Annotated in this window: 14 protein-coding genes; 5 read left to right on the top strand and 9 right to left on the bottom strand. The window is 47.8% G+C overall.

The genetic code is table 11. The features are described 5' to 3' along the window. Positions 1-123: 123 nt before the first annotated feature. The 3 genes from AA84_RS0112965 to AA84_RS0112950 all read right to left on the bottom strand — a co-directional run bounded on the left by AA84_RS0112965 (position 124) and on the right by AA84_RS0112950 (position 2,014). Positions 124-360, bottom strand: a complete 237-nt coding sequence (locus tag AA84_RS0112965; protein ID WP_028977554.1) for a YdbC family protein — start codon at positions 358-360, stop codon at positions 124-126. Positions 361-411: 51 nt separating this feature from the next. Next, positions 412-642 (bottom strand): hypothetical protein, encoded by a 231-nt coding sequence (locus AA84_RS0112960; RefSeq protein WP_028977553.1) that lies wholly within the window; start codon positions 640-642, stop codon positions 412-414. Positions 643-802: 160 nt separating this feature from the next. After that, entirely contained in the window at positions 803-2,014 is a 1,212-nt protein-coding gene (locus AA84_RS0112950) for a glutathione synthase (protein WP_051578025.1), read from the bottom strand. A gap of 204 nt (positions 2,015-2,218) precedes the next feature. On the opposite strand from AA84_RS0112950, the gene AA84_RS0112945 reads away from it, so the two are divergent. Then, positions 2,219-2,749 (top strand): YwhD family protein, encoded by a 531-nt coding sequence (locus AA84_RS0112945; protein WP_051575278.1) that lies wholly within the window; start codon positions 2,219-2,221, stop codon positions 2,747-2,749. An 8-nt stretch (positions 2,750-2,757) separates the two neighbouring features. Here the strand turns inward: AA84_RS0112945 and AA84_RS0112940 are convergent, their stop codons facing one another. The 5 genes from AA84_RS0112940 to AA84_RS0112925 all read right to left on the bottom strand — a co-directional run bounded on the left by AA84_RS0112940 (position 2,758) and on the right by AA84_RS0112925 (position 6,476). Further along, positions 2,758-3,225, bottom strand: a complete 468-nt coding sequence (locus tag AA84_RS0112940) for a DMT family transporter (RefSeq protein WP_028977550.1) — start codon at positions 3,223-3,225, stop codon at positions 2,758-2,760. A gap of 15 nt (positions 3,226-3,240) precedes the next feature. Further along, entirely contained in the window at positions 3,241-3,690 is a 450-nt protein-coding gene (locus AA84_RS0112935) for a DMT family transporter (protein ID WP_028977549.1), read from the bottom strand. Positions 3,691-3,901: 211 nt separating this feature from the next. Continuing rightward, positions 3,902-4,054, bottom strand: a complete 153-nt coding sequence (locus tag AA84_RS18710; protein ID WP_197021222.1) for a zinc ribbon domain-containing protein — start codon at positions 4,052-4,054, stop codon at positions 3,902-3,904. Positions 4,055-4,133: 79 nt separating this feature from the next. Next, on the bottom strand, positions 4,134-4,232 hold the full coding sequence (locus AA84_RS19660) for a helix-turn-helix domain-containing protein (RefSeq protein WP_081788033.1): 99 nt from the start codon (positions 4,230-4,232) through the stop codon (positions 4,134-4,136). 240 nt (positions 4,233-4,472) lie between these two features. Next, complete coding sequence (locus AA84_RS0112925; RefSeq protein ID WP_028977548.1) at positions 4,473-6,476, bottom strand: transglycosylase domain-containing protein; 2,004 nt, start codon at positions 6,474-6,476, stop codon at positions 4,473-4,475. A 285-nt stretch (positions 6,477-6,761) separates the two neighbouring features. Between AA84_RS0112925 and AA84_RS0112920 the strand changes: the two genes are divergently transcribed. Continuing rightward, positions 6,762-7,196, top strand: coding sequence for a YwiB family protein (locus AA84_RS0112920; RefSeq protein ID WP_028977547.1), 435 nt, complete (start codon positions 6,762-6,764; stop codon positions 7,194-7,196). Positions 7,197-7,288: 92 nt separating this feature from the next. Further along, positions 7,289-8,959: an arginine--tRNA ligase gene (gene argS, locus AA84_RS0112915; RefSeq protein WP_028977546.1), complete on the top strand. Its 1,671-nt coding sequence runs from the start codon at positions 7,289-7,291 to the stop codon at positions 8,957-8,959. A gap of 287 nt (positions 8,960-9,246) precedes the next feature. On the opposite strand, the gene AA84_RS0112910 is transcribed toward argS, so the two are convergent. After that, positions 9,247-10,461 carry a phospholipase D-like domain-containing protein gene (locus AA84_RS0112910; protein ID WP_028977545.1) on the bottom strand — a complete coding sequence of 405 codons (1,215 nt, stop codon included), beginning with the start codon at positions 10,459-10,461 and terminating at the stop codon, positions 9,247-9,249. 336 nt (positions 10,462-10,797) lie between these two features. On the opposite strand from AA84_RS0112910, the gene rpoE reads away from it, so the two are divergent. Continuing rightward, positions 10,798-11,247, top strand: coding sequence for a DNA-directed RNA polymerase subunit delta (rpoE, locus tag AA84_RS0112905; RefSeq protein WP_028977544.1), 450 nt, complete (start codon positions 10,798-10,800; stop codon positions 11,245-11,247). Positions 11,248-11,547: 300 nt separating this feature from the next. After that, positions 11,548-13,146, top strand: coding sequence for a CTP synthase (locus AA84_RS0112900; protein WP_028977543.1), 1,599 nt, complete (start codon positions 11,548-11,550; stop codon positions 13,144-13,146). Positions 13,147-13,727 lie beyond the last annotated feature (581 nt).

The following is a 13,727-nucleotide window of genomic DNA, read 5'->3' as shown; positions in this document are numbered from 1 at the left end:
TACAAAGGGGTTCACGGCCAGGAATACAGAATTAAAGATTATCTCTAAACAAAAAAGGACCGGGCGTATTTTGCCCGGTTTTTCTTACCATCACTCAGTATGAGACCGTTTGATCGGATTCGATCAAACGGTCTCATTAAGTTCGTGCATCTGATTCAGAAGTTCTTTTAACGCTTTAAGTTCATCCAATGTCAGTGTCATGCCTTTGCCCATTTTTGTATTGTCCGGAGCCCAGTCTCTCAGATCAAACTTCGGTGAGCGTCCGTTCCAGCTGATCAGATTCAGCTGCTTCGTCCATCCTCGGGATGATTCGCTAATGGTGCCGATTTGTTTGATGCGTTCGTAGTCGATACTGCCCATTGGTTGCACCCTCCTAGTAGTAGTGTTTGTTACTCGATTTAATGGACGATTCTACATGAGCACAAAATGCTGGTGAAACCATGAATCGATGCTGAGCAGTTCTGTACTGTCGGCGATAATGTGTGGTTCCCCCTCTTCATCTTGCGTCATAAGATGCCCTTCCTTGTCCTGATCGGCCATATAAAAGTTGTTTACTTTAAAAAGCAGCCGAATCTCCATAAAGTCTAGCGGAATGTCGACGGCTTCCCCATATACATTTTTGATGCATCTGACCAAGATCATGCCTTATGAATCCTCCACAACAAAGCGTACCGATATCCCGACAAAGATGCATCGGCTTGGTTTAGGTGAATCAAGCCGATCCATTTTGACGGGAAAGGTCTTTTTTTAGCATAATGGCTGCGAAACTTTTTGGCAATAACCCAGATTCCATACGACAGCATCATGGGGTATAAGGGCTTCTCTGAGCAGAAGAATCGAGATTTTGCTCCCTTTGTGTATTTGCCCATTGCATGGCATGCTGAGGATTTTCAGCACATGCAGCCTTGATCCGTGCCGCGTAGCTGAGTTTGGGTTCACTCCAGCGTGATTGAGCTTGCGTTAATGCCTGATCATAAACCTGCGGCAACCTGCTGTGGTGCAAGAAGCGGTGCAACGCTGCGAACATTTGGTTCATCCGGCTGCGAAAAGGGTCTGAAAAATGGGTTTGGGCTGCTTCAGTCGCCCATGCATCGGCTTCTTTTTGTTGTTCAACCGTAAAATCGGACATTCTGTTTTGTGTGCACCAAAGCAGATACAAGTGCATGAGGTACAGATCACTGGGGTTAATCCCCATTGGGAAAAAGGGATTAAGATCGGCAATGCGCAGTTCAATACGTCCTGCCTCAGGTGTCTGTTCGAGATCTTCAAATCCTTCCCCTTTAATGCGTACCAATTGATAGAGTTCGCGCGGTCCTTCAAGCAATCCTTGAGCGACCGCTTTTTTCATCGACTGTTGGTAGGCACTGGGACTCGAATAGTCCAGATAAATGGGTCTGATGTTTTTATACCCGTGCACGCTTAAGCGTGCAGAGCGGTAACAGACCCCATCGATCTCTTCAGGGCTTGCCGCCAAGAGGTGGACGAGAAAAAAACGGTGACGGAGTGCCGAAGCGGCGACCTGAACATAGAAAAAGCTGCGCTGAGTTGCATCGCCGATCAGATCATCAGGAAAAGAATAATTCAAATGTATGCCGCAATAGAGCTGTCGTTTGCGACCATATTTGTTTGCCAGGTAGAAGCGATACGCGGTCTTTTCCTTGCCTGCCGTACCAAAATCAGCAATGGGGATTTGATCATTCGGCGGCAAATGGTTTGGGGGCGTGCTGAGCGGCCAGAGCAGTTCAGTACCAATGCCCCTGTAAACCGTACGGGTCAGCCGCTGCATGTGCGACAGCGTTTCCTGCAAGGAGGAGGCAACAGGTGTCACCAGTTCAACCTGGCTTTCGGAGAAATCGGTGGTGATCTCAGGATTCGTTTGCTTGTTGCCCAACGCGCTCGGATGGGGCGTCATAGCAAGCTGTCCGCGATGATCGACACGCAGGTTTTCACGCTCAATACCGAAGTGTCCGGAAGCATGCGGATAACTAAAGATGGATGCCTTTTGATTGCACATGATGTTCCCTCGCATTTCTCTGCAAATTTAACGTTCGAAAGCGTCTCTAACTCAGAGTCTATAGGATGTGCCCGTTTGATTCAATGATTTCGATCGTACACGCGAAAAGGAGGGTTTGAATGGCTGCCCGTGTTGGCTAATGAAGCATTGCTGCCGTTCCTATGCTAAAATAAAGGCAGAGTGCGATTGATCACGTGTGAGAGGATGATTGAATTGGATCTGTTTCATCAGGACGGAAAAAAATCAGGTTTTAATATAATTAAAGGCGACTCAACGAAAGGCCACGGCGGCTTTGGCGCGGGTTTAATCAATCTGGACAACATGACCCCGGTGATCATTGATGTTGCCGCCGGTACGGCGGAGGTTGATATGGGCGCGCTGCATGCGCGCAGCGACATTGAGCGTCGGATCCGTTTTTCAACGCATAAAGAGGATCTTCAAGGTGGCGGGAAAAAGTATTGGCTCGTATGGATCAACACGGAAGTGACCAAGGAAGGACCGCGCTATGCGGGTGCGGCGGCAGCTGAGATGATCATTCACCGCGAAATAAAGCGCGGCTATAAAGTACTGGCCGACCATGTGAATAAAATGGACAAAGCGCTTAAGGGCAACGTGATTCTTGAACCGATGGATGTGCCATCTAAAAAGGTACTGCGCGACTTTTTAAGGCAAGTCGCTCCTGAGCAATGGGAAAGGGCGAATCCGGAACTAAAGGCACAACTGGCTGTTGAGTAACTGACGGCTCAGAACTGATGAATCAGAATGATGCCGAGAATCATGAAACCCAACCCTGCCGCACGCGGCCAATTCATTGCATGTTTCGGCACGCCGAATAAGCCGAAGTGGTCGACGGACAAGGCAGCGATCATCTGCCCGAACAACAGGGAAACAACGGTGAATGCGGAACCGAGAACCGGGAGAAGCAGAACGTTGGCGGTCACAAAAACGACACCTAGCATGCCGCCGACCCAGATCCATTTCGGCATGTGCCGAATTTGAGCAAAATCAATTTTAATCGTGTGATCAATGAGCAGAACAATCAGTGCCAGAAAACAAGTGCCCGTTGCGAACGAAATCAATGCCGCAATATACGGAGAGCCGACAACCTCGCGCAGCTGTGTATTGACGGATGTTTGGATAGGTGAAGCAGCGCCGGCAAGCAGACCCCAGGCGAGAAATAGAAAAGTAAGGGAATAGGTTCGTTTTTTCATAAGCAGATGTGCTCCTTAGCATTTCTTAATGAGAAGTACTCCGATCAGCATACAGATAACCCCGATGAGACGGGGGAGACTCAATGTGTGTATGGGAACGTGAAACCAGCCGAACTGATCAATCGCGATGGCCATGATCATTTGTCCAACGAGGGTGACGACAATGGTCAAGGCTGCCCCAAGGCGCGGAAGAAGCAAAATGTTGGTGGTCAAATAGAAGACGCCAATCAGTCCGCCGCCGATCCACAGCCACCATGGGTGACTCAGAATTGTATGCGGCGCGATCAGCAGCCGATGGTCAATGACAAGTGCAAGGATGATCAAGGTCAGTGTACCGGTGAAAAACGAGATAAACGAGGCGAGAAACGGTGATCCGACCTCTCTGCCCAGTCTCGAATTAATTGAAGCTTGTACGGGAATGACGCTGCCCGCAATCAATCCGCCAATTAGAAATAAAAGAATCATTGATCGAAACTCCTCAATTTTCGCTTTATAAATTTAGTATAAGAGAAGAACGGGATCAATGAACAGTGAACGACTCCCACTTAACGCTTTAGAGCGTTTGAAGTGGGAGCTTCCTGGGAACACAAGGCTTGCCAGTCACGTCCAAACGACGGGTAGCGGCCAAATTAACTGAGCAGGCTACCCTACCGTCCCGGCGGTTCTTTTTTATGTCTTAGGCGCTGACTGCGATCCTTTTGCGTCCTTCGTTCAGGATATTGATCGCTGCGTTGCTATCGCGGTCGTGGTGAGTCCCGCACTGCGGACAATCCCATTCCCGGATCGCTAATGCTTTCTTGCCGTCTTTGTGCCCGCAAGCGGAGCAAATTTAACTGGACGCAAAGAAACGATCAATTTTAATGAACGCTTTCCCGTACCACGGAAAAGACTTTTTGTAGTCGGTCACCTTAGGTAATGGAAAGGGCAGAGCCCATGCATTGATGGAAGAAAGTGACCTGTTCTTTGGTGGGATACAGTCTAAACGTGTAGGCTTTTTTCTGGATCATGGGCTCACCCGCCTGCTTAGTTCTGGACCAATCGTGATTATTGCTAATGGTAACGAGACACTAAAGAAAGCGATTCATCTTACCGCTTAGCTTCTCACAAAGCTTGAAGCGGGAGACTTCACGCCAAAATGTTGTTAAAACGTTTCGGTTTGCAACTTTTTTTCGGTGCAACTGAAGAAAAGAAGCAGAGCTTCCCTTGAGCGAGGAAGCCCTGCTTTTTTGCCGATGAATTTGAACCGGCTATTTCCACCAATGAAAGAGACGATCGAGCAGACTGCGCCTCTGCTTGGTCGGCTTTTGCAGTTTGTGTGGCTCTTGCTTGCCGCAATAGGTGGTCGGTGCTGTGCCTTTTATAAAGTAGGTGGGTCTTCCGCTACAGCCTTTCCCGGCACGCAGCCCGCTTTTGGGATCAATACGGACACTGACGACACCTTTCGGGGCTTTAAAGGCATTTTTCGGCTTTCCTTTGAGTGCCGATTCCATGAAATGAGCCCAGATGGTTTTTGCATAGCCGCTGTCCGGGTAGGTGCTGATCATTTCACCTTGATCATAGCCCACCCAAACCGCTGAAACAAGCTCAGGCGTGAAGCCGGCCATCCAGCTGTCCGAAGGTGTCGATCCGGTTTTTGCAGCCACTTTATGAGTCAGCAGACCAGATATTTTGCTTCCGGTGACCTTGGTATACCCATTCAACCGTTTGTCAAAGACGCCGGTCATCATCTGAGACAGGACAAACGAGGTCTGGCGGTTCAGAACTTGCTGCTTCTTCGGCTGCCATTCATAGAGAACTTGCCCCTTACTGTCGGTGACCTTGGTAATCATCGCCGGCTGAATCCGCGCGCCTTGATTGGCGAAGGTCGCGTATCCGCGTGCCAGTTCCAAAACACTGACCGGCTTTGTTCCGAGTGCAAGTGAGGGGATCGGTGCCAGCGCACTTGAAATACCGGCGCTGCGCGCAGCCGAAACAAGCTTTTTCATGCCGATTGCCAGATGCGTTTTGACTGCAAAAATATTGTCGGAAAGTGCGAGTGCCTGCGCCATTGTAATGGGGTTGTTGGCGTAATAGCCGCCAAAATTATTCGGCGTGTAATCACGACGTCCGTTGTCAAAGGCAAACGCGGTCGGCTCGCTTTTTAAACGCGTTGCCGGTGTAAAGCCGTTCTGCAGTGCTGCATAATAAAGAAAAGGTTTAAACGCAGAGCCGGGTGAGCGTTTTGCGCTGACGGCTCGATTATAGGTGCTTTTCGTGTAGTCGCGTCCGCCAACCATCGCAACGACGCCCCCGGTTTTGGGGTCTAGCGCAACAAGTGCTGTTTGAATGGGAGTGGAACTTGGGATGACCCGCTTCACCCAGTACTCCGCGGTTTCCTGTGTTTCGTTATCCAGGGTGGTATAGACTTTAAGCCCTCCCGAAGCAAGCTCTTTCTGCGTGAAATGCAGACGGTCAATTAATTCATGCCGCAGCGCATCTTGAAAGTAGGACGCCTTCTCAGGCACTTTATTTTCTGCATGGGCAAGATGCAGGGGCGCGTGATAGGCGATTTCTGCACGCTTTTTCGACAAGAAGCCGCTTTTCACCATGGTGTTCAGAACGACCTTCTGCCGCTTTTTTGCCTTGCCATAGTTCATAAACGGTGAATAGATGCTTGGGCCGTTGGGAATTCCTGCGAGCATGCTTGCCTCTGCAAGGGACAGATCCCTGGCGCTTTTATTAAAGTATGTGCGTGCGCCAGCCTCTGCCCCATAGGCACCACGCCCGTAATAAATTGTATTTAAGTAGCCCTCAAGAATGCTCTTTTTTGATTCATTCATTTCGAGACGAATAGTGTAGAACATCTCTGAGAATTTGCGCAGCCACGTCTTGTCATTACTTAAAAATAAATTTTTCGCGTACTGCATGGTGATGGTACTTGCACCTTGTGCTTTGCTGAAATGACGCAGATCGATCAGGGCGGATTGGATCATGCGCCGAAAGTCAAAACCGTGATGATGGAAGAAACGGCGGTCTTCCACGGCGAGTGTTGCGAGTTTCAGTGCGGGAGCCATTGCGTTGCTATCCATCCATTGCTTATTCGTTGTGTCCCATTTTCCGACCAGCTGACCGCGGTTGTCATAGAAAACGGCAGGCTTGGAAGCCGGGATGTCCATTGGTCCGGCAATTTTGGCGGCTAGGAGCAGTATAATCAACCCCAGCAAGAGAGATACAGGCAGAAACAAGGCGCTCCGCCTAAGTAACAGAGCCATCTTTTTTCGGATCCTCGTGTCAAAATGCATGAATATAGAACCTCCTCAATCCGAAAAACAGCTACCCAAATGACGCGGCATGTCTTCATTCGGTTCTATCGATCATTATGGAATGAGGCGCTGAATTTTAAACATTGCGGCCTGAAAATGGATGAAGAAAGGTATAAATCCAGGAAAAAAATAGAATCCTTGGAAAAATAGTCGCTTGACCTTGCCCCTGGATAGGCAATCTTTTATAGTAGTATAAGAATGCGGACTTGCGCGTTTATGAAGGAAGGCGAATCAATGCAGACACAAAATGCTGAAATCGTTTTTACGAGCCACATTGATGATCCGAGCGATCCGGGAAATCGGCAGACGATTGAACAGGTGATTCAAGGTAAGATCGGCAAAAGCGAATCAAGCCTTTACCTCGTGTTCAGCGCTGAGATCGCCGATGTCGGGCTTGCGGATTATACAATCCGTGTCGGTAATGAGGACGCATTGATTTTACGCAAAGGTGCACTGCCGATGAGGCAGCAGCTCGTAATCGGGCAATCGATAAAGGGCAGTTATGAATCTCAGTTTGGTCGAATGGAGACGCAAGCAACGGCAAAAAGAATAGAGACTACCTGTGATCCGGCCGGCCGCTGCGGATCGGTTCATTTGGTCTACGAATTGTTGATACAGGAACAATCAGTTGGGAAAGCCACAATGGAGTATCGCTACTCAATCAAATAGAGCGGCATGCAAGCATTCAGGGTTTCCCATGTTCAATAAAGGTTGATCGTGCAAGCGATGCGTCATTCGCAATTTTTTGGAGGGTAAATAAGATGACGATTGTGGAACAAGTCAAGAATCAGTTAAAGGAAGAAATTATACAGGCAGTAATTAAGGCGGAACTCGCTGCACCAGAAGAAATGCCGGATGTGGTGCTTGAGACACCGAAAGACAAGGCGCATGGCGATTTTGCGACGAATATGGCGATGCAGCTCGCACGCATTGCGAAGAAGGCGCCGAGAAAGATCGCTGAAGAGATGATTGCCAGCTTTGATAAGCAAAAAGGACACATACGCCAGATTGATATTGCCGGGCCGGGATTCATCAACTTTTTTCTTGATAACCAGTACCTAACCGACCTAGTCCCAACAATTATAAAAGCGGGCGACGCATATGGGTGTTCGGACAGCGGGCAAGGGAAACGCGTGCTTGTCGAATTTGTTTCCGCTAACCCAACCGGCAGTCTGCATCTCGGTCACGGACGCGGGGCTGCGGTAGGTGATGCGTTGTGCAAGCTACTCAAAAAAGCAGGTTATGATGCTGTTCCTGAGTATTACATTAACGATGGCGGCAACCAAATCACCAATTTAGCGGTTTCCATTGAAGTCCGCTACCTCCAGCAGCTGGGGCAGGAGGCAGAAATCCCGGAAAACGGCTATCATGGTAAGGATATCATTGAACTGGCAAAACAGTTAGTTGCCAAATACGGCGATACTCTCGCAAAAAAAACGGAAGAAGAACGCATTCGTTTCTTCCGTAATTTTGGCGTCGATCACCTGATGCGCGGCATCAAAAAAGATCTCACCGATTTTCGGGTTCACTTTGACCGCTGGTTCTCCGAGCGCTCCCTCTATGAGGAGCATAAGGTAGAAGCGGTGCTTGACTACCTGAAGGGTAAGGGAGAAACGTATGAAAAAGATGGAGCATTATGGCTAAAAACCTCGAAGTATGGGGACGACAAAGACCGCGTTCTCGTCAAATCAGATGGCAGCTATACCTACTTCACACCAGACATTGCTTATCACAAGGACAAGCTTGATCGTGGGTTCGAGCAGCTGATCGATGTGCTTGGTGCGGATCATCATGGCTATGTGCCGCGATTGAAAGCGGCGATTCAGACCCTTGGGTACAATCCGGATCAATTGACCGTTCAGATTATTCAGCTCGTTAACCTGTTCAAAGACGGAGAAAAGGTTAAAATGAGCAAGCGGACTGGTAAAGCTGTAACCATGCGTGAACTGATGGAAGACGTTGGTGTTGATGCAGCACGTTACTTCTTCGCAATGCGCAGTTCGGACAGCCATCTCGATTTTGATTTGGATCTTGCCATTTCTCACTCAAATGAAAATCCTGTGTACTATGTACAATATGCGTATGCACGTATTACGAGTATGCTGAAGCGTGCGGAAGCTTTTGAACAGGATGATCTCGAAAAACTGGATTTGAATCTGCTTTCCAGTGAAAAGGAAATTGATCTCTTGAAAAAGTTGGGCGACTTCCCTTCAGTTGTTGCGGAAAGCGCGCAAAATCTCGCGATCCAGCATATTCCGAATTACTTGTTTGAGTTGGCATCGTGCCTGCACAGTTTCTACAATGCTGAAAAAGTGCTGGATGAAACGAATGTTCCGCTCAGCAAGGCTCGAGTGGCGCTGATGAAAGCTGTACGCATCACGTTAAAAAGCGGTATGGCACTGATCGGTGTTCATGCCCCTGAAAAAATGTAAGCAGAGCTAGTAAAAAAAGCCTTCCATTGCGGAAGGCTTTTTTGCAGGATAAGAAAATATAAGATTTTGCCCCATCTTCAAACCCATAGACCCGTGTCTTGACTAAAAATCAAAGTGGAGGTACTCTGGCGCCAGCGAGATCACGCTTAGTTGATGCGTGCCAGCGAGAAACCGAAGCGACGATTCAGCACCGAAAAGACATGAATTCATCACAGACGGCTGGAGACTAAGGACCAAGCGCAGTTTGGTCCTTAGGGGAGACGGTAGCTAAAACAGCAGCTGAGGATTCAGAGAAAATAACTCAGCCAAACGCTACAGCGTGTTTTTGCTTTTTCAAAAGGTGAACGTTTCTTGATTTGATCATAAGAAATCGGAATCGATTTCAGATGGATTTCTTTAGCTAATTGATCGAATACATGGCGGACTACGGTCTGATCTTCTGTAAATCCGGATAGTTCACCGTTCCAGAACAAACTACGCTGATCGAAATTTGCCGTTCCGAGATAGCATCGCTTTCGATCGATAATGAAGAGCTTTGAATGGTAGAAGCCCTGGTAAAAGTGAAACAGTTTCGCCCCCTTTTTGACGAGAGGCTCAAGGTAATGGTAGGAGGCCGGCTGAACGAGACCGTGATCTTTTTTTAACGGTAAGAGGATCATCAGCTTGACGCCATGTCTAAGGCGATCCTGAAGCACATGCATCAGTCTGCTGCTCGGAACGAAATAGGGTGACCCGATGATGATTGACGATTGAGCGCGAGCCAATTCTTCAGCGAAACGCTCGTCCAGTTGCTTTCCATCGGTAGCGAGGAGGGTAAGTTCTCCGGGCCCCTTTTCACTCTTCGGGAAATACACAGGTTCATGGACAAGATCTTCGTGAGTCGCCTTTTTCCAGTCCTCAAGAAAGAAGCGCTGCAAATCAGCGACACTTTCCCCGATGACTTTTAAATGATTGTCGTGCCACGGCCCCATCTCCGGTTTGCGGCCAATGTAATCACGGCTGACATTAAAACCACCAAAATAGCCGATGGTGCCATCAATGATTGTCAGCTTGCGGTGATTGCGCCGATTTAAAAAATAGAGGGTGTAGGGAAATGTCGGTTTTGCTGAAAAGGCAAGCGAGACCCCTGCCGCTTTAAGCGCTGAACGCTTTTTTCGCAGGGCAAAGCTCGCCAGCGTATCAACGAGCAGTCGGACTTCGACGCCTTCGTTTGCTTTCTTTTTCAGAAGCTCCAGCCATTCATTGCCTACTTCATCTGCACGAAAAATAAAAAAGGACAGATGAATCGAGGATTGAGCGCGGTCGATGCTTTGCCGCATGTCCTGAAACAATGGCTGACCATTTGTGAAATAGTGGAAATGGTTGCTTCCGGTTTTCGGCACGCTAGGGCGAATGCGCGGTCGCATGACTTTCCATCCCATGTAAAGGTCGAGCGCGAGGGCAGCAGCGAGCAAAATGATGAACAGTATAAGGATTGTGATCAGTGTGATGAAAAGATTCATGACGGTTCCTCCGATTCGTTGAGACCTGTTGGTTCGAGACGCTTTTCCCTTAGTGTAACCACTGCGTCCGTTTTGATAATCAAGCTGCGACTTGTTTTGAAGTAAGAAGGAAGAATCAATTTTGTGTCCAGACTTGATTTTAGATTGCGAACCGATTATTGTATTTATTGTATAACTTTACAATGGTTTTTTCTGCGCATCGTGGCGATGGGCTGCTAAATAGAGTTTTGGATAAGGATTGCGTGTGGATGGTTTGTGCTGCATGACAAGTAAGCCCTGCCGAGTGTCCGATGCAATGCTTTGATTCGAGTATGATACAGGGAAAGGATGTTTCCATTGACAGAACATACGCTTGAAAAGTCAAAGGTTGACCAATTCTACGATTTATTAGTTCAGGCTAAGGAACCGAAAACCTTCTATGAGCTAACCGATCAGGTTTTTAAAGAAGGAGAAATTGAGGTTGACAACGGCGAATCACTGGCGCGCCTTTATACAACGCTCTCGCTTGATGGTCGTTTTCTCAGTGTCGGACATAATCTTTGGGCCTTGCGCAACTGGTATCCGCTGGATCAGCGCGAGGATGATGTTGCGAAAACGCTGGGTGACAGTGTGCATGAGAAGCACAAGGTTGCTGAAGACGGGTTTGATGATTATGATGATGACGATGACGATGGTAGTGAACTGCTTGATAATGATCAAGAAGCTGAAGATGACGATCTCGGTAACGACGATGATGATGTAAAAAGGATTCGCAGGAAAGCTGTTATTGATGATGACGACGAATAATTAAACACGTCGTATCCGTGGTGTTTGATGGCCTTTTTTGCAGGTGTTTTTTTCCTGCCGGGTCCCCTTGATTCGACTGAACAAGTTTGTTAGAATTGCAAAGGGCGACAAATAGAATCGATAGCAAAGCAAAAGCGAGCCCTCCGTAAGGGGAGCTTTCGCTTTTGCTTTTTTATAAGAAAAGGCAAGAAAAATTGGTCGAAAAAGGGCACAAATGATCCTGCACAAGACCTCTTGCTAAGCAACGCATAACCATGCCGAACACTGATTCCATAGGCTATAAGGGGGATATCATCTAGGATGACAAAGTATATTTTTGTGACTGGAGGCGTCGTTTCGTCTCTTGGAAAAGGGATTACTGCAGCGTCGCTCGGGCGTCTGTTGAAGAACCGCGGATTAACCGTGACCATACAGAAGTTTGATCCATATATTAACGTTGACCCGGGAACCATGAGCCCGTACCAGCACGGTGAGGTGTTTGTGACTGACGACGGCGCAGAGACCGATCTCGACCTTGGTCACTATGAACGGTTCATTGACATTAATCTGAATAAGAACAGTAACGTGACAACAGGTAAGATCTATTCAACGGTCTTGAAAAAAGAGCGGCGAGGCGACTACCTGGGCGGAACGGTTCAAGTTATCCCTCATATTACCAATGAAATTAAAGATCGTGTATTCCGAGCAGGCAAAACCACGGGTGCCGATGTAGTGATTACGGAGATCGGCGGTACGGTCGGTGATATCGAGAGCCTTCCGTTTTTGGAAGCCATTCGCCAAATTAAGAGCGATGTCGGTGTCGATAATGTATTGTACCTGCACTGTACGCTGATTCCGTATTTGAAAGCGGCAGGCGAGATGAAGACGAAACCGACACAGCACAGCGTGAAGGAATTGCGCAGTTTGGGCATTCAACCCAATGTTATTGTCGTTCGTACGGAATATCCGATTTCTGACGAGATGAAGGCGAAACTTGCTTTGTTCTGCGATATTGACAAAGAAGCGGTGATCGAAGCGACGGATGCAGAAACGCTCTATCAAGTGCCGCTGCAACTGCAAGATCAAAACCTTGACGACATTGTATGCGAGAAGCTGCACTTGCCGCAAGGTGAAGCGGATATGAGCCAATGGCATGGTTTGGTGGACAAGGTGCTCCACCTGAAGAAACATGTCAAGATCGGTCTTGTCGGCAAATACGTAGAACTGCAAGATGCGTACATTTCTGTTGTGGAAGCACTGAAACACGGTGGTTACAGTTTCGATGCAGAAGTGAAAGTGAAATACATTAATTCTGAAGATCTGGAACCGGGCAACATTGAAGAACAATTAAAAGATTGTCAGGGGATTATTGTGCCCGGCGGGTTCGGCGATCGCGGAATTGAAGGGAAAATTATTGCGATTCAATACGCGCGCGAACATAAAATTCCATTCTTTGGCATCTGTTTGGGAATGCAGTTGGCTACGATCGAATTCGCACGTCATGTATTGAAATTGAACGGTGCGGATTCTGCTGAATTTAATCAGGATTGTCACGAGGCGATTATCGATCTTCTGCCGGAACAATTGGATATTGAAGATCTCGGCGGAACACTTCGTCTTGGTCTGTATCCGTGCAAGATTGAAAAGGACACAAAGGTGTATCGAGCTTATAATGAAGAAATCATTTATCAGCGGCACCGCCATCGTTATGAATTCAACAATCAGTATCGGCAGAAAATGTCCGATCACGGGATGGTATTTTCCGGAGTCAGCCCGGATGACCGCTTAGTGGAAATGATTGAGTTGAAGGATCATCCATGGTTTGTTGCTTGCCAGTTCCATCCGGAATTCAAGTCGCGCCCAACGCGCCCAGAACCGCTGTTCCATGACTTCATTAAAGCTTCCTTAGAGAATAAGTAACTGTTTGCCTATAATTGAACGCTAAAAACAAACGGACCGGCTTTTCCAATTCAATGGAAAGCCGGTTTTTTCTGATAGGATAAGAAAGTATATGATTTTGACCTGTCTTCAAACCAATAGCCCAGTGTCTTGGCCGAGAAACAAAGCGCAGATGCTCTGGCGCCAGCGGGAACAGCGTGCCAGCGAGACCCCGCAGAGTCTTGCCTGTCTGAGGAGGCTTGCGGTGCGCCCGCGGCAAGCGAGCAATCGGAGCGGTGATTCAGCACTGATAAGACACGAGTCCATCACATGTGGCTGGAGATTAAGGACCAAGCACAGCTTGGCTTTTTCTTAGTGCGAGGTACTTTCTTTTTGATTTTAAAAAACAGGCAGGAATCGTCAAGAAGATAAAGAATGATTATCTATAGAGACAGAATGAATGCAAACGGAAGAATAGATCGGAAAAGGGGTAAAATAATTTTGAAGAACATGCGAATTACTAAGAAAACAAACATTATCCTGAATTATTCATAGCCTAATTTGCTAACTGGCCAAAACGCTTTCCCCACAAGGAGATAACCCTTTTCGTTTTTTCACCGATT

The organism is Sporolactobacillus terrae DSM 11697 (assembly GCF_000648615.1).
In the GTDB taxonomy this organism is placed as follows: domain Bacteria; phylum Bacillota; class Bacilli; order Bacillales; family Sporolactobacillaceae; genus Sporolactobacillus; species Sporolactobacillus terrae.
The sequence above is the reverse complement of the archived record's forward strand: the minus strand, read 5'-3'. Positions and strand labels throughout refer to the sequence as shown.